Source organism: Actinoplanes sp. M2I2, assembly GCF_023544445.1.
GTDB lineage: Bacteria > Actinomycetota > Actinomycetes > Mycobacteriales > Micromonosporaceae > Actinoplanes.
Window position 1 is genome coordinate 19,134 of the sequence record NZ_JALPVJ010000007.1, and the last position, 17,626, is coordinate 36,759.

The 17,626-nt window shown below is 71.3% G+C and carries 16 protein-coding genes; 8 read left to right on the top strand and 8 right to left on the bottom strand.

Features of this window, described 5'->3' with window-relative positions; genetic code table 11:
* Positions 1–94: 94 nt before the first annotated feature.
* Complete coding sequence (gene lexA / locus HJC40_RS14565) at positions 95–880, top strand: transcriptional repressor LexA (RefSeq protein WP_374271804.1); 786 nt, start codon at positions 95–97, stop codon at positions 878–880.
* A gap of 220 nt (positions 881–1,100) precedes the next feature.
* On the opposite strand, the gene HJC40_RS14570 is transcribed toward lexA, so the two are convergent.
* Both HJC40_RS14570 and hflX read right to left on the bottom strand, forming a co-directional pair.
* The gene (locus HJC40_RS14570; protein ID WP_250001621.1) at positions 1,101–3,137 is read right to left on the bottom strand and encodes a hypothetical protein; all 2,037 of its coding nucleotides are present in this window, start codon (positions 3,135–3,137) and stop codon (positions 1,101–1,103) included.
* A 214-nt stretch (positions 3,138–3,351) separates the two neighbouring features.
* Positions 3,352–4,743: a GTPase HflX gene (gene hflX, locus HJC40_RS14575; protein WP_374271806.1), complete on the bottom strand. Its 1,392-nt coding sequence runs from the start codon at positions 4,741–4,743 to the stop codon at positions 3,352–3,354.
* A gap of 194 nt (positions 4,744–4,937) precedes the next feature.
* On the opposite strand from hflX, the gene HJC40_RS14580 reads away from it, so the two are divergent.
* Positions 4,938–6,401 (top strand): NAD-dependent malic enzyme, encoded by a 1,464-nt coding sequence (locus HJC40_RS14580; protein ID WP_250001623.1) that lies wholly within the window; start codon positions 4,938–4,940, stop codon positions 6,399–6,401.
* A gap of 112 nt (positions 6,402–6,513) precedes the next feature.
* Here the strand turns inward: HJC40_RS14580 and HJC40_RS14585 are convergent, their stop codons facing one another.
* The 3 genes from HJC40_RS14585 to miaA are packed head-to-tail and all read right to left on the bottom strand — an operon-like array spanning position 6,514 to position 9,004.
* Positions 6,514–7,236, bottom strand: coding sequence for a glycerophosphodiester phosphodiesterase family protein (locus tag HJC40_RS14585; protein ID WP_250001624.1), 723 nt, complete (start codon positions 7,234–7,236; stop codon positions 6,514–6,516).
* Complete coding sequence (gene dapF / locus HJC40_RS14590; protein ID WP_250001625.1) at positions 7,236–8,066, bottom strand: diaminopimelate epimerase; 831 nt, start codon at positions 8,064–8,066, stop codon at positions 7,236–7,238. The genes HJC40_RS14585 and dapF overlap by 1 nt, the downstream gene beginning before the upstream one ends.
* Positions 8,067–8,074: 8 nt before the next feature.
* The gene (gene miaA, locus HJC40_RS14595; protein ID WP_284043194.1) at positions 8,075–9,004 is read right to left on the bottom strand and encodes a tRNA (adenosine(37)-N6)-dimethylallyltransferase MiaA; all 930 of its coding nucleotides are present in this window, start codon (positions 9,002–9,004) and stop codon (positions 8,075–8,077) included.
* A gap of 159 nt (positions 9,005–9,163) precedes the next feature.
* Here miaA and HJC40_RS14600 point away from each other — a divergent pair, with 159 nt between their 5' ends.
* Positions 9,164–10,372: a DUF349 domain-containing protein gene (locus tag HJC40_RS14600; RefSeq protein WP_250001627.1), complete on the top strand. Its 1,209-nt coding sequence runs from the start codon at positions 9,164–9,166 to the stop codon at positions 10,370–10,372.
* Here the strand turns inward: HJC40_RS14600 and HJC40_RS14605 are convergent.
* Positions 10,369–11,358: a threonine/serine dehydratase gene (locus tag HJC40_RS14605; protein ID WP_250001628.1), complete on the bottom strand. Its 990-nt coding sequence runs from the start codon at positions 11,356–11,358 to the stop codon at positions 10,369–10,371. The genes HJC40_RS14600 and HJC40_RS14605 overlap by 4 nt on opposite strands.
* Positions 11,359–11,379: 21 nt before the next feature.
* On the opposite strand from HJC40_RS14605, the gene HJC40_RS14610 reads away from it, so the two are divergent.
* The gene (locus tag HJC40_RS14610; protein ID WP_250001629.1) at positions 11,380–12,303 is read left to right on the top strand and encodes a LysR family transcriptional regulator; all 924 of its coding nucleotides are present in this window, start codon (positions 11,380–11,382) and stop codon (positions 12,301–12,303) included.
* On the opposite strand, the gene miaB is transcribed toward HJC40_RS14610, so the two are convergent.
* Positions 12,227–13,711, bottom strand: coding sequence for a tRNA (N6-isopentenyl adenosine(37)-C2)-methylthiotransferase MiaB (gene miaB / locus HJC40_RS14615; protein WP_250001630.1), 1,485 nt, complete (start codon positions 13,709–13,711; stop codon positions 12,227–12,229). The two genes, HJC40_RS14610 and miaB, sit on opposite strands and share 77 nt — an antisense overlap.
* A 39-nt stretch (positions 13,712–13,750) precedes the next feature.
* Positions 13,751–14,176 (bottom strand): hypothetical protein, encoded by a 426-nt coding sequence (locus HJC40_RS14620; RefSeq protein WP_250001631.1) that lies wholly within the window; start codon positions 14,174–14,176, stop codon positions 13,751–13,753.
* Positions 14,177–14,317: 141 nt separating this feature from the next.
* Between HJC40_RS14620 and HJC40_RS14625 the strand changes: the two genes are divergently transcribed.
* The 4 genes from HJC40_RS14625 to HJC40_RS14640 all read left to right on the top strand — a co-directional run bounded on the left by HJC40_RS14625 (position 14,318) and on the right by HJC40_RS14640 (position 17,599).
* The gene (locus HJC40_RS14625; RefSeq protein WP_250001632.1) at positions 14,318–15,061 is read left to right on the top strand and encodes an amino acid ABC transporter ATP-binding protein; all 744 of its coding nucleotides are present in this window, start codon (positions 14,318–14,320) and stop codon (positions 15,059–15,061) included.
* 39 nt (positions 15,062–15,100) lie between these two features.
* Entirely contained in the window at positions 15,101–15,964 is an 864-nt protein-coding gene (locus HJC40_RS14630; protein WP_250001633.1) for a glutamate ABC transporter substrate-binding protein, read from the top strand.
* A gap of 70 nt (positions 15,965–16,034) precedes the next feature.
* Positions 16,035–16,709 (top strand): amino acid ABC transporter permease, encoded by a 675-nt coding sequence (locus HJC40_RS14635; protein ID WP_250001634.1) that lies wholly within the window; start codon positions 16,035–16,037, stop codon positions 16,707–16,709.
* Positions 16,706–17,599, top strand: a complete 894-nt coding sequence (locus HJC40_RS14640) for an ABC transporter permease subunit (RefSeq protein WP_250001635.1) — start codon at positions 16,706–16,708, stop codon at positions 17,597–17,599. The genes HJC40_RS14635 and HJC40_RS14640 overlap by 4 nt, the downstream gene beginning before the upstream one ends.
* Positions 17,600–17,626: the final 27 nt, after the last annotated feature.

Genomic DNA, 17,626 nt, shown 5'->3' on the forward strand with positions numbered 1-17,626 from the left:
GTCAGCCGGGCACACGTCATCCCCACGGCGTGCATCCGGCTCCGCGAGGCAGCACCACGTGCCGACGAGGCACTGGCCGACAAGGAGGGCGGACGTGTCGACCGACGACCGGACGAGCAGCCGGCAACACCAGACCAAGCCAGACAACGGGGCGGCCCTGCGCCGCCGCACGCCGAGCCGCGGGCGTGCCGCCGACGCGCCGCAGCTGCGTTCCGTCACCCCGGTGGTCAGCCAGTTCCCCGAGCCGGTCACCGCCGAACTCACCGCGCGCCAGCGCCGCATCCTCGAGTTCATCCGCGACTGGGTGGAGCGCTACGGCTACCCGCCGAGCGTCCGGGAGATCGGCGAGGCGGTCGGCCTGGTCTCGCCGTCGAGCGTGGCCTATCAGTTGAAGGCGCTGGAGACCAAGGGCTTCCTGCGCCGCGATCCCAACCGGCCGCGCGCGGTCGACGTCCGCTCCCCCAGTGAGATGGTCGACGAGGAGGGTCTGCGCTCGGCGCGTCCCCAGCCGGCCTACGTGCCGCTGGTCGGCCGCATCGCCGCCGGTGGGCCGATTCTGGCCGAGCAGGCCGTCGAGGAGTTCTTCCCGCTGCCGCGCGAGCTGGTCGGCGAGGGCGACGTCTTCATGCTCGAGGTCAAGGGCGACTCGATGATCGACGCGGCGATCTGCAACGGCGACTGGGTGGTCGTGCGTCAGCAGCCGAACGCCAATGCGGGCGACATCGTGGCCGCGATGATCGACGGCGAGGCGACCGTGAAGAGCTACCGCCAGCGCGACGGGCACGTGTGGCTGATGCCGGCCAACCCGGCCTTCGACCCGATCCCGGGCGACGACGCCACCATCATGGGCCGCGTCGTGGCCGTCCTGCGCCGGGTCTGACCTGGTCCGGGCCTGAGCTGCTCCGGGCCTGAGCTGCTCCGGGCTTGAGCTGGTCCGGGCTTGAGCTGGTCCGGGCTTGAGCTGGTCTGGGGCGGGCAGAGCTTCGCCGCCCTGACCTCAGCGAAAAGCACGACCAGGCCTGACCTCGGTCAAGAAGCACGGCCGGGGTCGGGTCGATGTAAGGGTCAGTGCCAGGGCTGGACGCAGCGGCGGCGGCGGGTTAGTGCGGGCCGTACCCGTCGAAGCGGCCTCCGGGGCTCGCCCGGAACTCGCTGTAGCCGTTACGCGCACTGGGTGGCTGGTTGCCGCCACCGTAAACGCCGCTTCCGCCTCGGGGCGGCTGTCCTTCGGGTCCACGCGGGGGCTGGCCCTGCGGCCCTCTGGGTGGCTGAGCCTGCGGGCCGCGCGGAGGTTGACCCTGCGGCGCCCGAGCGGGTTGCCCCTGAGGACCACGCGGGGGCTGGCCCTGGGGACCGCGCGGGGGCTGACCCTGCGGCGCCCGGGGCGGCTGGCCCTGCGGGCCACGTGGGGGCTGACCCTGCGGAGCACGAGCCGGCTGACCTTGCGGGCCACGTGGGGGCTGACCCTGCGGCGCCCGAGCCGGCTGACCTTGCGGGCCACGCGGCGGCTGACCCTGTGGAGCACGAGCCGGCTGATCCTGCGGGCCACGCGGCGGCTGACCCTGCGGGCCACGCGGCGGCTGGCCTTGCGGACCACGCGGCGGCTGGCCTTGCGGGCCGCGCGGGGGCTGACCCTGCGGAGCACGAGCCGGCTGACCTTGCGGACCGCGTGGGGGCTGGCCTTGCGGACCGCGCGGCGGCTGGCCCTGCGGACCCCGGGGCGGCTGGCCCTGCGGACCGCGTGGGGGCTGGCCGTCGCCTCCGTAGACGCCCGCCCGCGCGGGCTGTGGCTGCCCGTTGACCGGACGCCCGTTCGCCTTACTGCCGGAGACGGCGCCACCGGCGGCGGGCCCGGCCGCCGATCCGGCCGGACCGCCGTAGACGCCGGTTCCCCTGGGGGCGCCGCTGACCGGGCCCGACCGGGCTCCGCCGTAGACGCCCGCCCGCTGCGGTGCTCCGCCGACGCCGACCAACTCGGTCCCGGGGCCGCCCTTGAGCGGGCTCCTGAAGTCGTCGTCGTCATCGGCCACGGCCGGCGCGCCGGCCACCCGTTTGCGGTGCCGCACGATGCCGAGCACACCGACGCCGACGAGGATCAGCCCGAGCAGACCGACCCCGCCCACGGCGTAGGTGATGTCGCTGAGCTCGAGATTGGCGTACCAACTGTCGCCGCTCTCCTCGCCGCCGTCCTTGGCCGCGGTGGCGACGGTGGTGGCCGGCGTGTAGCGGAGGATGTAGTTGGCCGCCGCGGTCTCGCCGTTCAGGTCGGAGACCGTGTAGAAGTATTTGCCGTCGGGGCTGTAGCTGATCGCCTCGCCGGTGGGCTCGTCGGGCAGGCCGGTCGTGCGCGGCTTCTTCTTGAGCGCGCCCACCACGTCGCCGTTGGTCACGTCCCACTCGAGCGCGTCGGTGTAGGTGCGGAGCGCCACCTTGGTGCCGCCGGGCGCGACGGCGCCGCCGCTGACCGTCCGGTTGCCGATGCGGGCCAGCGGGTTGCCGTTGGTCTGCGTGGCCGAGACGCTGAGCTCGGCGACGCGCTTCATCGGCACGCTCTCCTCGCTCTTGGCCTTCAGCGGGGCGGTGGGCTGATAGACGTAGGTCGGCTTGCCGATCTCCCGGGTGACGATCAGCGGGATGCCGTCCCCGTTCATCAGCAGCGCCTCGGCGTCGTGGGCGTCGCCCTCCGGGTACGACACCCGGTGGCGCACCGCCTCGCCGGAGCCGTCTGCCGGCATCGACCAGAGCGCGACGTGCGGGCGCCGCTCCGCGTTGTCGTAGTTGTTGTCACCGGTGTCGGCGATCCACAGCTTCTTGCCGTCCGGCGAGAGAGCCAGGTCCTCGGTGTCGAGCGGCTTTCCGTCGTACCCGGCGTCGTTGACGATCTGGCACTTGGTGTTGAGGAAGAAGACGCGGCGGTGGCTTTCGATCTTGGTGCTGTCGTTGATCACGATGTAGCCGGTCCTCGTGGCGACGATCGCCGACAACTCGTCGAGCCGCTCATCCGTGATCTTGCACATCTTCTTGCCCGGCGTCGCATTGACACTGACCGTGGGGGCCGGGTCGTCAGCGAACGCGCTGGACGGGCCGACCACGACCAGGCCCAAAGCCACGATGGCCGGGAAGACGAGACGCCGCATCCGATCAGTGTCGCATGAGCTTCCCCGGACCGGTGTTACGCGTGGATCTCGTGAATGCGTCACAACCGGCCGGCGCGAGCACGGCTGGGGTTCTCGACACCGATCTGTCCCCGGCGTGACGCCACACCAGGTCGAGAAGGGCGAACCGGTACCGGCGGCAGCACCACGAAAATGCCGGCCGGTCGAAGGACCGGCCGGCATTTCGTCGTGCCGACTAGATCACGAAGTTGGACAGGTCGGCCGCCAGCGCCTCGCCCACGCGGACCCGCAGCTCGATGCCCGCCTCGACGTGCTGGGTCTGCAGCACCTGACCGGTCCGGTGGATCCGGGCGACCAGGTCACCCCGGTCGTACGGCAGCAGGACTCGCAGATCGACCGCGGGCTTGGGCAGCCGCTCGGCGATCGCCTGGTGCAGCTCGGCGATGCCCGCGCCCGACCGGGCCGACACGAAGACGGCCTCGGGCCAGGTGCGCTTGAGCCGCAGCATCGTCTCCTCGTCCGCGGCGTCCATCTTGTTGATCACCAGCAGCTCGGGGATGCTGTCGGCGCTGACCTCGGCCAGGACCTCGCGCACGGCACTGACCTGACCCTCGGGGTCGGGGTGGGCACCGTCGACGACGTGCACGACGAGGTCGGCGTACGAGACCTCCTCGAGCGTGGAGCGGAACGCCTCCACGATCTGGTGGGGCAGGTGCCGGACGAAGCCGACGGTGTCGGAGAGCGTGTAGACGCGCCCGTCCTCGGCCGCCGTGCGCCGGGTGGTCGGGTCGAGCGTGGCGAACAGCGCGTCCTCGACCAGCACGCCCGCCTGGGTCAGACGGTTGAGCAGGCTGGACTTGCCGGCGTTGGTGTAGCCGGCGATCGCCACGGCCGGGACCCCGCTGTTGGCACGGCGGGAGCGCTTGGTCTGCCGGACGGTCCGCATGGCCTTGATCTCGCGGCGCAGCTTGGAGATGCGCTGGTTGATCCGTCGACGGTCGGTCTCGATCTTGGTTTCACCCGGACCACGGGTGCCGACGCCGCCGCCCGCGCCGCCGCCGGCGCCACCGCCCTGCCGGGACAGCGACTCACCCCAACCGCGCAGACGCGGCAGCAGGTATTGCAGCTGAGCCAGCTCGACCTGGGCCTTACCCTCTTTGCTCTTCGCGTGCTGGGCGAAGATGTCGAGGATCAGGGCCGTACGGTCGACGACTTTGACCTTGGTCTGTTGCTCGAGGTTGCGCAGCTGGGACGGGGACAGCTCGCCGTCGCAGATGACCGTGTCGGCGCCGGTGGCGATGACCGCCTCGCGCAGCTCCTCGACCTTGCCGCGGCCGATGAACGTGGCCGTGTCGGGCCGGGAACGGCGCTGGATCAGACCCTCGAGCACCTGGGAGCCGGCCGTCTCGGCCAGCGCCGCCAACTCGGTCAGCGAGTTGTCGGCATCCTCGGCGGTGCCCTCGGTCCAGACGCCGACCAGGACGACCCGCTCGAGCCTCAGCTGCCGGTACTCGACCTCGGTGATGTCGGTGAGCTCGGTGGAAAGGCCGGCGACGCGCCGAAGCGAGTGCCGTTCCTCGAGCTCGAGTTCGCCGGTCGTCACATCCGGCTCGTCAAGTTCAAGCACGGGTGCCTGGTGAGTGTTTAGCAAGTGACCTCCTCGGCCCGATAGTGGCACGATCCCAGGTCGGGCGCATCTACATATCGTGGCCGAACGTTCTCGATTGAGTGGTGAGCCTAGGCATAACGACCCGGTGGGAACCTGATATTCCGCGGGGGCAAGATTACGGTGAAGCACCCGCCAACGTCGGAGGGAACACCGTGGTGACGACCCGCCTGCCCAGCGCAGGATTCTCGATCACGATCCGGATAGCAGTGACCGCGGACGCCTCGTCCATCGGCCGGCTCACCACCTGCGTCGGCGAGGCCGGCGCGATCGTGACGGCCCTCGACGTGGTCGACTCCGACCCCACCCGGGTGCTCGTCGATCTCACCTGCGACACCGCCGACTCCAGCCACGCCGACCAGGTCGTCAAGCAGCTCGAGGCGCAGGACGGCGTCGACGTCCGCAAGGTCTCGGACCGCACCTTCCTGCTCCACCTGGGCGGCAAGATCGAGGTCACCTCCAAGGTCGCGCTGCGCAACCGGGACGAGCTCTCCCGGGCGTACACGCCGGGGGTGGCCCGGGTCTGCATGGCGATCGCCGAGAACCCGGCCGACGCGCGCCGCCTGACGATCAAACGCAACACGGTCGCCGTGGTCAGCGACGGCTCGGCCGTGCTCGGGCTGGGCAACATCGGCCCGGCCGCGGCGATGCCGGTCATGGAGGGCAAGGCGGCGCTGTTCAAGCGGTTCGGCGGCGTGGACGCGTGGCCGGTCGTGCTCGACACGCAGGACACCGACGAGATCGTCAAGATCGTGAAGGCGATCGCCCCGGCCTACGGCGGCATCAACCTCGAGGACATCGCCGCGCCCCGCTGCTTCGAGATCGAGGCGCGCCTGCGCGAGCAGCTGGACATCCCGGTCTTCCACGACGATCAGCACGGTACGGCGATCTGCGTGCTCGCGGCGCTGACCAACGCGCTGCGGGTCGTCGGCAAGCGCCTCGAGGACGTCCGGGTCGTCGTCTCCGGGGCCGGCGCCGCCGGCACGGCGATCATGAAGCTGCTGCTGCGCCAGGGCGTGGGCGACATCATCGCGTACGACCGGAAGGGCGCGCTGCACCGAGGCCTGGCCGACATGTCGGAGACCTGGCAGTGGCTGGCCGAGCACACCAACAAGAGCAACTACTCGGGTGACCTGCCCGGGGCGATCGTCGGCGCCGACGTGTTCATCGGCGTGAGCGCGCCCAACCTGCTCACCGGTGACGACATCGCCCGGATGGCCGAGAAGTCGATCGTCTTCGCGCTGGCCAACCCCGACCCCGAGGTCGACCCGCGGGAGGCCCGCCAGTACGCGGCGGTCGTGGCCACGGGCCGCTCCGACCAGCCCAACCAGATCAACAACGTGCTGGCCTTCCCCGGCGTCTTCCGCGGCATGCTCGACGTGGCCGCCACCGAGTTCACCGAGGAGATGGCGCTGGCCGCGGCGCGGGCGATCGCCGACGTCGTGGGCGAGGACAAGCTCAACCCCACGGTCATCGTCCCGAGCGTCTTCGACCCCAAGGTGACGCCGGCCGTGGCAGCCGCCATCCGGGCCGCGGTCCGGGGTCCGGTGGCCGCGGCGCACAACACGGCGGCGCTGCCCGAGGCGGAGCTCGACGAGGCGCCCAAGGAGACGTTCTAGACGATCGGCGGTGGCGGGTGCGGGAGCGCCCGCCACCCGGTCGGCCGGAGGGCCAGGAGGCCGGCGGGGCACAGATCAGCCGGGCAGCTCACCCCCGCGGCCGGCCGGGTGGCTAGCGGGTCGCCAACCAGCCGGTCAGCTCGCCCACACGGTCGGTGATCAGCCCGGCGATGCCGGCCTCGGCCAGCCGCGGCCACTCGGCCGGATCGTTGGCCGTCCACGGCATCACGTCGATGCCGCGCCCGGTCAGCTCGGCCACGGTCGCCGGGTCGCCCAGCACGTCGGCCCTCGACGGGTTGACGCAGACGACGTCGAGCTCGTCGGCCAGGGGCACGGTGTCGGCCTCGAAGCGCAGCCGCAACAGGCCCCGGCGGACCAGCGGCGCGGCCTCGCGCACCAGGCGGACGATCTCGGGATCGAAGCTCTGCACGATCGTGCGCTCGATCAGCCCGTACGCGTCGGTCAGCTCCATGATGGCCTTGACCTGCGGCAGCGTGGCCGGCGGCTTGATCTCCAGGAGCAGCTCGGGGCCGGGTGCGCTCAGCAGCTCGAGCGTCGCGGCGAGCGTCGGCACTCCCACGGCGGCATGGGCGGGCGAGAACCACGAGCCCGCGTCGAGCGCGGCCACCTCGGAGTAGGTGAGGTCCCATACGTGACCCGAGCCGGTGGTCGTGCGGTCGACCGTGCGGTCGTGGAGGACCACGGGCACGTCGTCGACAGTGGTGCGGACGTCGAACTCGACCAGTGTCGCGCCGGCCCGGACGGCGGCGGCGAACGCGGGCAGCGTGTTCTCCGGGGCCACCGCCGAGTAACCGCGGTGGGCGACGTTGTGCATCAGAGAAGCTCGCCCGACGCCACCAGCACCGCCGGACCGGCGAGCCACCACTGGTCGCCGGCGTCGTGGGTGACGGTCAGCCGGCCACCGGGCAGGTCGACCGCGACCACGCCCGTGGCCAGGCCCGCGTCGCGCAGGGCGACCGCGCCGACGGCCAGGGCGCCCGAGCCGCAGGACAGCGTCTCGCCGGAGCCGCGCTCGTAGACGCGCATGTCGACGTGCAGGTCGGCGCCCGCCACCGGGGCGGCCGGAACGACGAACTCGACGTTCACCCCGTCGGGGAAGACGGCGTGGTCGTAGCCGGGCGGCAGGTGCAGGTCGAGCGACGACAACGCCAGCCCGTCGTGCAGTCCGCAGACGAGATGCGGGTTGCCGCAGTCGACGGCCACGCCGGGGAAGGTCAGCGGGCCGGTGGTCGCGGTGCCGGCCGCAAACACCCGGGGGCTCCGCATCCGCACCCGGATCTGGTCGCCCTCGAGGACCGCGAGCACCAGACCGGCCCGCGTGGCGATCGGGATGCCGTCGGGCGTGGGCGTGGCCAGACCGCGCGACACCAGGTATCGGGTGAAGACGCGGACGCCGTTGCCGCACATCTCGGCGATCGAGCCGTCGCTGTTGCGATAGTCCATGAACCACTCGGCGTCGGCGGCCAGGCCCGCGGCGGCCGGGTCCTTGGCGCTGCGGACGACGCGGAGCACGCCGTCGGCGCCGATGCCGAACCGCCGGTGACACAGCGCGGCCACCCGCTCGGCGGTCAGGTCGAGCGCGCCGTCGGCGTCCTCGATGATGACGAAGTCGTTGCCGGTGCCGTGGCCCTTGGTGAAATGCACGCGGTCCATCATCGCGTAAGCGCCAGCGCGTCCGCCACCAGCGTCGGGGACGCGCCGTCGAGCCAGGTGACCGACGGGTCGCGCCGGAACCAGGAGCGCTGCCGGCGGACGAAGCGGCGGGTTCCCCGTACGGTGTCGGCCCTGGCCTCGGCCGGCGGAAGCAGCCCGTCGATCTCGGCCAGCGCCTGCTGGTAGCCGAGCGCGCGGCTCGCTGTCCGTCCCTCGCGCAGTCCCCGCGGAATCAGCGCGCGGACCTCGTCGAGCAGTCCGGCCGCCCACATCAGGTCGACCCGCCGGGCGATCCGCTCGTCCAGCTCGGCCGGCCCGCGATCGACCCCGATCTGCAGCGACGGGTAGTACGGCACCGGCGCCGGCAACGCCGCGGTGAACGGCTGCCCGGTCAGCTCGATGACCTCCAGCGCCCGCACGATGCGTCGCCCGTTCGAGGGAAGGATCTTGTCGGCGGCCGCCGGGTCGGCCGCCCGCAGCCGCTCGTACAGCGGCGCCACGCCGACGGTCACGAGCTCACCCTCGAGCCGGGCCCGGACGGCCGGATCGGTGCCGGGGAACTCGAACTCCTCGAGAACGGCCCGCACGTAGAGGCCCGAGCCGCCGACCAGCAGCGGCACCCGGCCGCGGGCCTGGATGTCGTCGATCGCCGCCCGGGCCAGCCCCTGATATTCGGCGACCGCGGCCGGGAAGCTGACGTCCCAGATGTCCAGCAGATGGTGCGGAACGCCGTCCCGCTCGGCCGGGGTGAGTTTCGCCGTGCCGATGTCCATCCCGCGGTAGAGCTGCATCGAGTCGGCGTTGACGACTTCCCCGCCCAGCTCGTGCGCGAGAGCGATGCTCAGAGCGCTTTTACCGGCCGCCGTCGGCCCGACAACGGTGATCACGCGTGGACCTTCTGCGTACGGCACGGAGCAACGGTAGGACAAGGTTGTGTCACGGTCATCGTCGGGCGCTTCCCCGTAACCGGGTTGGACCTGTGACAATGCGCGAGAAAGAATGCCGTAGGAACCTAGGCGTTCGACTGTGCTGTGGCGGTGGTCACCGGTCAGGTGAGATCGGTGGCGCCGGGAAGACGAGGATGGGTCATGATCGACTGGACAACCTTCGGGCGCGTGGACGCCGACGGCACCGTGTACGTGAAGACCGCGGAGGGCGACCGTGTGGTCGGCTCCTGGCAGGCGGGCACGCCCGAGGAGGGACTGGCCCACTTCGCGCGGCGCTTCGCCGACCTGGTGACCGAGGTCGACCTCGTCGAGGCCCGCCTCAAGTCGGGCGCCGCGGACGCGTCGCACTCGCTGAGCAGCGTCAAGCGCCTGCGTCAGCAGCTCGACGAGGCACACGCGGTGGGCGACCTCGAAGGACTCGCCGCCCGGCTCGACCGCCTGGCCGGTCTGGCCGACGAGAAGGCGGGCGAGGCCCGCGCGGCCCGCGAGCAGGCCCGCATCGAGGCTCTCGCGCGCAAGACCGCCCTGGTCGAGGAGGCGGAGAAGATCGCCGCCGAGTCGACCGGCTGGAAGACCGCCGGGGACCGCCTCAAGGAGATCCTCGACGAGTGGAAGACGATCCGCGGCGTCGACAAGAAGACCGACGGCGAGCTGTGGAAGCGCTTCGCGACCGCCCGGGATGGCTTCACCCGCCGCCGCGGCGCCCACTTCGCCACCCTCGACGGCCAGCGCAAGCAGGCTCAGACGGCCAAGGAAGAGCTGGTCAAGGAGGCGGAGAGCCTCTCCGAGTCGTCCGAGTGGGCGCCCACGGCCAACCGGCTCAAGGAGCTGATGGCTGAGTGGAAGGCTGCGCCGCGCGCCGCCAAGGAGGCCGAGCAGCGCCTCTGGGAACGCTTCCGGGCCGCGCAGGACGCCTTCTTCACCCGCCGCAGCGAGGTCTTCTCGGCCCGCGACGCCGAATTCAAGGAGAACCTCGACCGCAAGCAGGCGATCCTGGCCGAGGTCGAGGCGCTCGACATCGACGCCGACCCCCGGGGCGCGCAGAACAAGCTGCGCGACGCCCAGGCCGCCTGGCACGACGCGGGCCGGGTGCCGCGCGAGTCCGCGGCGTCGCTCGACCGCCGCTGGCGGGCCGCCGAGGAACGCATCCGCGTGGCGATGGACTCGGCCTGGCGCAAGACCACGCCGCAGGACAACCCGCTGCTCCAGCAGATGCGGGAGCAGGTGGCTGAGGCCGAGCAGCGTCTCGAGCGGGCGCGCACGGCCGGTGACCAGCGCCGCATCAAGGAGGCCGAGCAGGCCCTGTCGTCGAAGCGCCAGTTCCTGGCCCTCGCCGAACAGGCCAACTAACTCGGACCGGCCGGCTGGAGGGCGGCCAGTTCGCTGGTCGAGGCGTTGCCGCCGGTGCAGACCACGGCCACCGTCCGGCCGGCGAAGCGATCCGGGTCGTCGAGCACGGCGGCCAGGGCCGCGGCGCCGGCGCCCTCGGCCAGGGTGTGGGCCGCGGTGGCCAGCAGTCGCTGGGCCTCGGTGATGCGGTCGTCGCTGACCAGCACGAAGTCGGCCAGGTGCTTGCGCAGGATCTGCTGGGGCAGCTCGTAGCCACGACCGGTCGCCAGGCCCTCGACCCGGGTGTGGTTGGGCCGGGTGCACGGCGCCCCGGTACGCCACGAGTCGTGGCCGGCCGAGGAGCTCGCGGACTGCACGGCGATGATCTCGCAGCCGGGCGCCAGTTCGTGGGCGACCACCGCGGCCGCGGCGGCCCCGGTTCCGCTGCCGACCGGCACGACGATCGCCGACAGGTCGGGGCGGGCCGTGAGGATCTCCTGATAGATCGTGCCCACGCCGGCCAGCAGTTCCGGCGTGTCCCCGGGGCTGACCAGCCGCTGCCCGGTCCGCTCGGCCAGCTCCACGGCGTGACTCTCGGCCTCGCCCAGGTTCGCGCCGGCCAGCACGACCTCGGCGCCCCAGGCGCGGACGGCGGCGGCCTTGGCCGGGTTGGCGCCGGCCGGCATCACCACCGTGCAGGGCAGGCCGAACAGGTGGCTGGCCCAGGCCATCGACTGGGCGTGGTTGCCGGTCGAGTAGGTGACCGTGCCCGACGTCGCCGTGGACAGCAGGTTGAGGGCGCCCCGGGCCTTGAAGGCGCCGACCGGGTGCGTGTTCTCGTGCTTGACCAGCACGGTCGCGCCGACGGTGGCGTTGAGCACCGGGTAGGACCACATCGGGGTGGGCGGCAGGTGGCCGGCGATCGTCGCGGCGGCCGCGCGGACGGAGGCGTACGTGAAGTCCATGCTCCGATCCTGGATCGGCAGGATCCATTGGTCCAATGCCACTTGGCGAGCGAACCTATAGACATGCTCGATGTGACGCGCCTGCGGGTGCTGGCCGCGGTGGCCCGGCACGGCTCGGTCACCGCCGCCGCCGAGGCCCTGCACTACGCCCAGCCGTCGGTGAGCCACCATCTGGCCCGGCTCGAGGCCGAGACGGGCAGCCGCCTCGTGCAGCGGGTGGGACGTGGCCTCCGGCTCACCGAGGCCGGGCAGCTGCTGGCCGATCGCGCCGTGGAGATCCTGGGCCGGCTCGACGCCGCCGAGCAGGAGCTCGCGGCCCACACCGGGCTGCGGGCGGGACGGGTCCGGCTGGCCGCCTTCCCCTCGGCGCTCGGGACGTTCGTGCCCGGCGCGGCCGCCGCCTTCGACGCCGACCACCCGGACGTGGAGCTGCGCTTCCGCGAGGCCGAGCCGCCCGAGGCGGTGGCTCTGCTGCGCCGCGGTGAGGTCGATGTCGCGGTGGTGTTCGCCCACACGGACGACCCGGGTCTGGCCGGCCTGCGCACCGAGGAGCTCTTCGACGACGAGACCTACCTGGTCACGCCGGCCGGGTGGGCCGGTGACCGGCTGACCGACCACCGCGACCGGCGGTGGATCGGCGGGTGCGAGCGGTGCCGGGAGGAGCTGCTGCGGGTGTGCGCCGCGGACGGGTTCACGCCCGACATCCGCTTCACCACCGACGACTACGTGGCCGCGCAGCAGCTGGTCGCGCGCGGGCTGGGCGTGACCACCCTGCCCGCGCTGGCGCTGGCCGCGCACCGCAACGAGAGCGTGCGGGCCGTGCCGCTGCCCGGCCGGGCCCGGCGGGTGCTCGTGGCCGTGGCCGGCGAGGCACCCGACCCGCCCGCGACCCGGGCCCTGGTCGAACGGATCAGAGCGAGCAGGCCTGGGCGGCCGGCAACGGAGCGGGAGCGCCGATCGTCGGCAGGCCCAGCGACACGCCCTTGAGCTTGGGGGTACGGCCGGCCTCGAACGCGTCGCCGGCCCGGGTGCGGCGGTGGCTCAGCGGGGCGCCGTCGGCGTTGAGGTGGTGGGGCGCCGCGTAGGTCACGACGGTCTCGACGATGTCGCCGGGGCGCGGCGCGAGCTCACCGGTGGCGAAGTGCACGAGGCGGCCGTCCCGGGCGCGGCCGCTCATCCGGCCCGTACGCTCGTCCTTGCGCCCCTCGCCGACCGCGACCAGCACCTCGACCTTCTCGCCGACGAGCCTCTTGTTCTCGGCCCAGGTGGTCTCTTCGAGCAGCGTGATCAGGCGCTCGTAGCGCTCCTGGACCACGGCCTTGGGCAGCTGCTCGTCCATGGTCGCGGCGGGCGTGCCGGGACGTTTCGAGTACTGGAAGGTGAAGGCGCTGGAGAACCGGGCCCGGCGCACGACCTCGAGGGTCTGCTCGAAGTCCTCCTCCGTCTCGCCGGGGAAGCCGACGATGATGTCCGTGGTGATCGCCGCGTCGGGCATCGCGGCCCGCACCTTGTCGATGATCCCCAGGTATTTCTCCTGGCGGTAGCTGCGGCGCATGGCCTTGAGCACCCGGTCGGAGCCGGACTGCAGCGGCATGTGCAGCGAGTGGCAGACGTTGGGCGTCTCGGCCATCGCGGCGATCACGTCGTCGGTGAAGTCCTTGGGATGGGGGCTGGTGAAGCGCACCCGCTCGAGGCCCTCGATCTCGCCGGTGGCCCGCAGCAGCTTGCCGAAGGCGAGCCGGTCGCCGAACTCGACGCCGTAGGAGTTCACGTTCTGGCCGAGCAGCGTCACCTCGAGGACGCCCTCGGCGACCAGCGCCTCGACCTCGGCCAGGATCTCCCCCGGGCGGCGGTCCTTCTCCTTGCCGCGCAGCGACGGCACGATGCAGAACGTGCAGGTGTTGTTGCACCCGACGGAGATCGAGACCCAGCCCGCGTACGTCGACTCGCGCTTGGTCGGCAACGTCGAGGGGAAGACCTCGAGCGACTCGAGGATCTCGACCTCGGCCTCCTGGTTGTGCCGGGCCCGCTCGAGCAGCGCCGGCAGCGAGCCGATGTTGTGGGTGCCGAAGACGACGTCGACCCAGGGCGCCTTCTTGACGATGTCGCCGCGGTCCTTCTGGGCCAGGCAGCCACCGACGGCGATCTGCATGTCCGGGTTCTTGACCTTGGTCGGGCGCAGGTGGCCGAGGTTGCCGTACAGCCGGTTGTCGGCGTTCTCCCGGACGGCGCAGGTGTTGAACACCACGACGTCGGCCGACTCGGGGTCGGCGGCGCGCACGTACCCCGCGTCCTCCATCAGGCCGGAGATGCGCTCGCTGTCGTGCACGTTCATCTGGCAGCCGTACGTGCGCACGTCATAGGTGCGCGCGGCGCCCCGCAGTTCGATAGTCATGGCAATGGACCAGGGTACGCCGTGCGGGGCCCCTGGTCCTCACGCGGCGGGGCGCTCGCAGCCGGTGACGGGACCGGTGCACGGGCGCACGTGCCGCCTCTCCGGGCCGTCGTCGGTCTCGACCTCGTCGACGTGCACCAGCTCGAGACTGCCGTCGGGCCCGGCCAGGACGTACCTCGTGGGGTCGAGGGTGTCGTCCGGGAGAAGGATCTCGACGCCCAGCCGGACCGCGACGGCGCTGGCCGCGGTGGACTCGGCGATGGCCTCGGGGGCGAGGTAGACGTCGATCAGCGTCGGGAAGTCGCCGCCCACGTGATAGACGTCGCAGAGAACGTCGGCGCCTGCCTCCAATGCCCCGACCGAGCGCTCCAGGGCTCCGGCCAGAGCGCCGTGGACCCGGTCGGCGGTAAGGGACGTTGCGGCCGCCCAGTTCCAAAGGCCGCCGGTCGGATCCATGTCAGCCATACCGAACATGGTGGACAATGTCCTCGCCTCGCACTCCCTGTGTTACCGCTCCGTGACCATTCTCGGTGTGAACCGATACAAGGGCCCACATAGAGTGTGCCCATCCGGGTGATCCGCCAGAACAGGGACGGTGGTCCAGCAGTGTCCGACGAGGCTCTCATCGTCCTCGACAAGGTCAACAAGTGGTTCGGTCCGCTGCACGTTCTCGACGACGTGAATCTCACCGTCGCCAAGGGCGAGGTAGTGGTCGTGATCGGACCGTCGGGGTCCGGCAAGTCCACGCTCTGTCGTGCGATCAACCGGCTCGAACCCATCAACGACGGCACGATCATCTTCGACGGCAAGCCCCTGCCGGCCGAGGGCCGTCCGCTGGCCCGGTTGCGCAGCGAGGTCGGCATGGTGTTCCAGTCCTTCAACCTGTTCGCGCACAAGACGATCCTGCAGAACGTCATGCTGGGCCCGCTCAAGGTGCGCAAGGAGAAGCCGGCCGTCGTCCGGGAACGTGCCATGGCGCTGCTCGACCGGGTCGGCATCGGCAACCAGGCCGACAAGTACCCCGCGCAGCTCTCCGGCGGTCAGCAGCAGCGCGTGGCGATCGCGCGGGCCCTGGCCATGCAGCCCAAGGCGCTGCTCTTCGACGAGCCGACCAGCGCGCTGGACCCCGAGATGGTCGGCGAGGTGCTCGACGTGATGACGTCGCTGGCCAAGGAGGGCATGACGATGGTCGTCGTCACCCACGAGATGGGCTTCGCCCGGCACGCGGCCAACCGGGTCGTGTTCATGGCCGACGGCCAGCTCGTCGAGTCGGCTCCCCCGGCCGAGTTCTTCGCGAACCCCAAGAGCGACCGCGCCCGGGACTTCCTCTCCAAAATCCTCACGCACTGAGCTTTCTTGCCTACACATTCGAACTCGAGGAGCGACATCATGCGCATGACCCGATTGGCCGCCACGCTGGGAGCGCTCACCATGGCGCTGGCCGTGGCCGCGTGCGGCGGGGACGACGAGGGCACCGGCACGGGCAGCGGCGGCGGCAAGGCCGGCATCGAGGGCAAGGCCGCGGGCGGCAAGCTCGTCATCGGCGTCAAGGCCGACCAGCCCGGCCTGGGCCTGCAGTCCGGCACCGCGTACACCGGCTTCGACGTCGAGATCGGCAAGATCCTGGCCAAGGGCCTGGGCGTGCCCGAGAGCGGCATCGAGTGGAAGACCACGGTCTCGGCCAACCGCGAGCCCTACATCCAGCAGGGCCAGGTCGACCTGGTCGTCGCGACCTACACGATCAACGACGAGCGCAAGAAGGTCGTCAACTTCGGTGGGCCGTACTTCATCGCCGGCCAGGACCTGCTCGTGCCGACCGCCTCGACGATCACCGGCCCCGAGTCGCTGGCCGGCAAGCGGGTCTGCTCGGTGAGCGGCTCGACCCCGGCCAAGCGCATCCAGACCGAGTACAAGGACGCCAAGCTCCAGCAGTTCGACACGTACTCCAAGTGCGTGACGGCGCTGGCCGGCGGTCAGGTCGACGCGGTCACCACCGACGACATCATCCTCGCCGGCTACGCCGCGCAGGACCAGTACGCGGGCAAGTTCAAGGTGGTCGGCAAGCCGTTCAGCGAGGAGCCGTACGGCATCGGCCTCAAGAAGGACGACACCGCGGGCTGCAACAAGATCAACGACATCCTGAAGGCGGCCGTCACCGACGGGTCGTACAAGAAGGCCTGGGACGACACGCTGGGCAAGAGCGGCACGGCGGCGCCCGAGCTCGACACCACCAAGCTGACCAACTGCGCCTGATCCTCACCTGAGTCGGCGGGGCCGGGTGACCGGCCCCGCCGCCTTTGTTCCCTCTTAGTCGAAGGTGCCGATGGACGTCTTCTCCGACCCGCTGAACCGGGACGTGTACATAACCGGTTTCCTCTGGATCCTGAAGCTCACGCTGGCCGGTGGCGCGGGGGCCCTCGTGCTCGGCGTGGTCCTCGCCGCGATGCGGGTGTCGCCGATCCCGGTGCTGCGGGGCTTCGGCACCGCCTGGGTCAACATCTTCCGGAACACCCCGCTCACGCTGATCATCTTCTTCTGCTACTTCGGTCTGTTCTCGACGCTGGGTTTCTCCGTCGTCGACGACATCGACCTCAACAACTTCTGGCTCGGCACGATCGGCCTGTCGGTCTACACCGCGGCGTTCGTCTGCGAGGCGATCCGCTCCGGCATCAACACGGTGCCGGCCGGGCAGGCCGAGGCCGCCCGGGCGGTCGGCATGACCTTCCTCCAGACGCTGACGATCATCGTCCTGCCGCAGGCCGGTCGCGCGGTGATCGCCCCGCTGGGCAGCATCCTCATCGCGCTCTGCAAGAACTCGACCATCGTCGGCACGATCGGCCTCATGGAGTCGTCGAACGCGATGAAGGAGCTGATCAACGCGAACGGCAACGCGGTCGTCCCGATCTTCCTGGTCTTCGCCGGCACGTTCGCGATCGTCCTGATCCCCACCGGCTACGCCTTCGGCTGGCTGGCCAACCGCCTGGCGGTGAAGAGGTGAGCACGGACGCCGTTCTCTACGACCACCCGGGGCCCAAGGCCAAGGCGCGCAACCTCGTCCTGACGATCGTCTTCGGGATCGCGCTGCTCGGGCTCCTCTACTGGATCTACTCGCGTTTCGACGAGGAGGGGCAGTGGGCCGGCTCCCTCTGGAAGCCGTTCACCGAGGGCAGCACCTGGACCGACTACATCCTGCCGGGCCTCAAGGGCACGCTCCAGGCGGCCGCCGTCGCGATGGTGCTGTCCCTGGCCTTCGGCATCATCTTCGCCGTCGGCCGGCTCTCCGACCACTGGTGGGTCCGCGTGCCCGCGGGAGTCGTCGTCGAGTTCTTCCGGGCCGTGCCGCTGCTGCTGCTGATGTTCTTCATCTTCTTCGGGGTGCCGTTCCTCACCGAGCAGCCGATGTCGATCTTCTGGGCCGTGGTGATCGGCCTGACCCTCTACAACGGGTCGGTGCTGGCCGAGGCGTTCCGGGCCGGCGTCTACTCCGTGCCGCGGGGGCAGAGCGAGGCGGCCTACGCGATCGGCATGCGCAAGGGCCAGGTGATGACCCACATCCTCATCCCGCAGGCGGCCCGGGCCATGCTGCCGGTGATCGTCAGCCAGCTCGTCGTGCTGGTCAAGGACACCGCGCTGGGCTACATCATCTCGTACAGCGAGCTGATCCAGCTCGGCGTCAACAACCTCTCGGCCAACTACGGGAACGTGCTGCAGGCCGCGATCGTCGCCGCGGTGATCTACATCGTGGTCAACACGATCCTGACCACGTTCGCGGGCTGGCTGAGCCGTCGCACCCGTCGCAAGGGCCGCGCTCCCCGAGCCGCCGGGGCGACCACCCAGCAGGCGACCATCGAGCCCGGCCTCGGTGGTGGCGGCGGCGGAACGCTCTGACCGTGGTGGCCCCGGCTTGATCCGGGG

Excerpts from the sequence above, each read along its gene's own strand:
- HJC40_RS14630 (WP_250001633.1), top strand. The coding sequence starts at position 15,101 with ATGCGCATGACCCGATTGGCCGCCACGCTGGGAGCGCTCACCATGGCG.
- HJC40_RS14620 (WP_250001631.1), bottom strand. The coding sequence starts at position 14,176 with ATGGCTGACATGGATCCGACCGGCGGCCTTTGGAACTGGGCGGCCGCA.
- HJC40_RS14610 (WP_250001629.1), top strand. The coding sequence starts at position 11,380 with ATGCTCGATGTGACGCGCCTGCGGGTGCTGGCCGCGGTGGCCCGGCAC.
- HJC40_RS14585 (WP_250001624.1), bottom strand. The coding sequence starts at position 7,236 with ATGCACAACGTCGCCCACCGCGGTTACTCGGCGGTGGCCCCGGAGAAC.
- miaB (WP_250001630.1), bottom strand. The coding sequence starts at position 13,711 with ATGACTATCGAACTGCGGGGCGCCGCGCGCACCTATGACGTGCGCACG.
- HJC40_RS14600 (WP_250001627.1), top strand. The coding sequence starts at position 9,164 with ATGATCGACTGGACAACCTTCGGGCGCGTGGACGCCGACGGCACCGTG.
- HJC40_RS14570 (WP_250001621.1), bottom strand. The coding sequence starts at position 3,137 with ATGCGGCGTCTCGTCTTCCCGGCCATCGTGGCTTTGGGCCTGGTCGTG.
- HJC40_RS14635 (WP_250001634.1), top strand. The coding sequence starts at position 16,035 with ATGGACGTCTTCTCCGACCCGCTGAACCGGGACGTGTACATAACCGGT.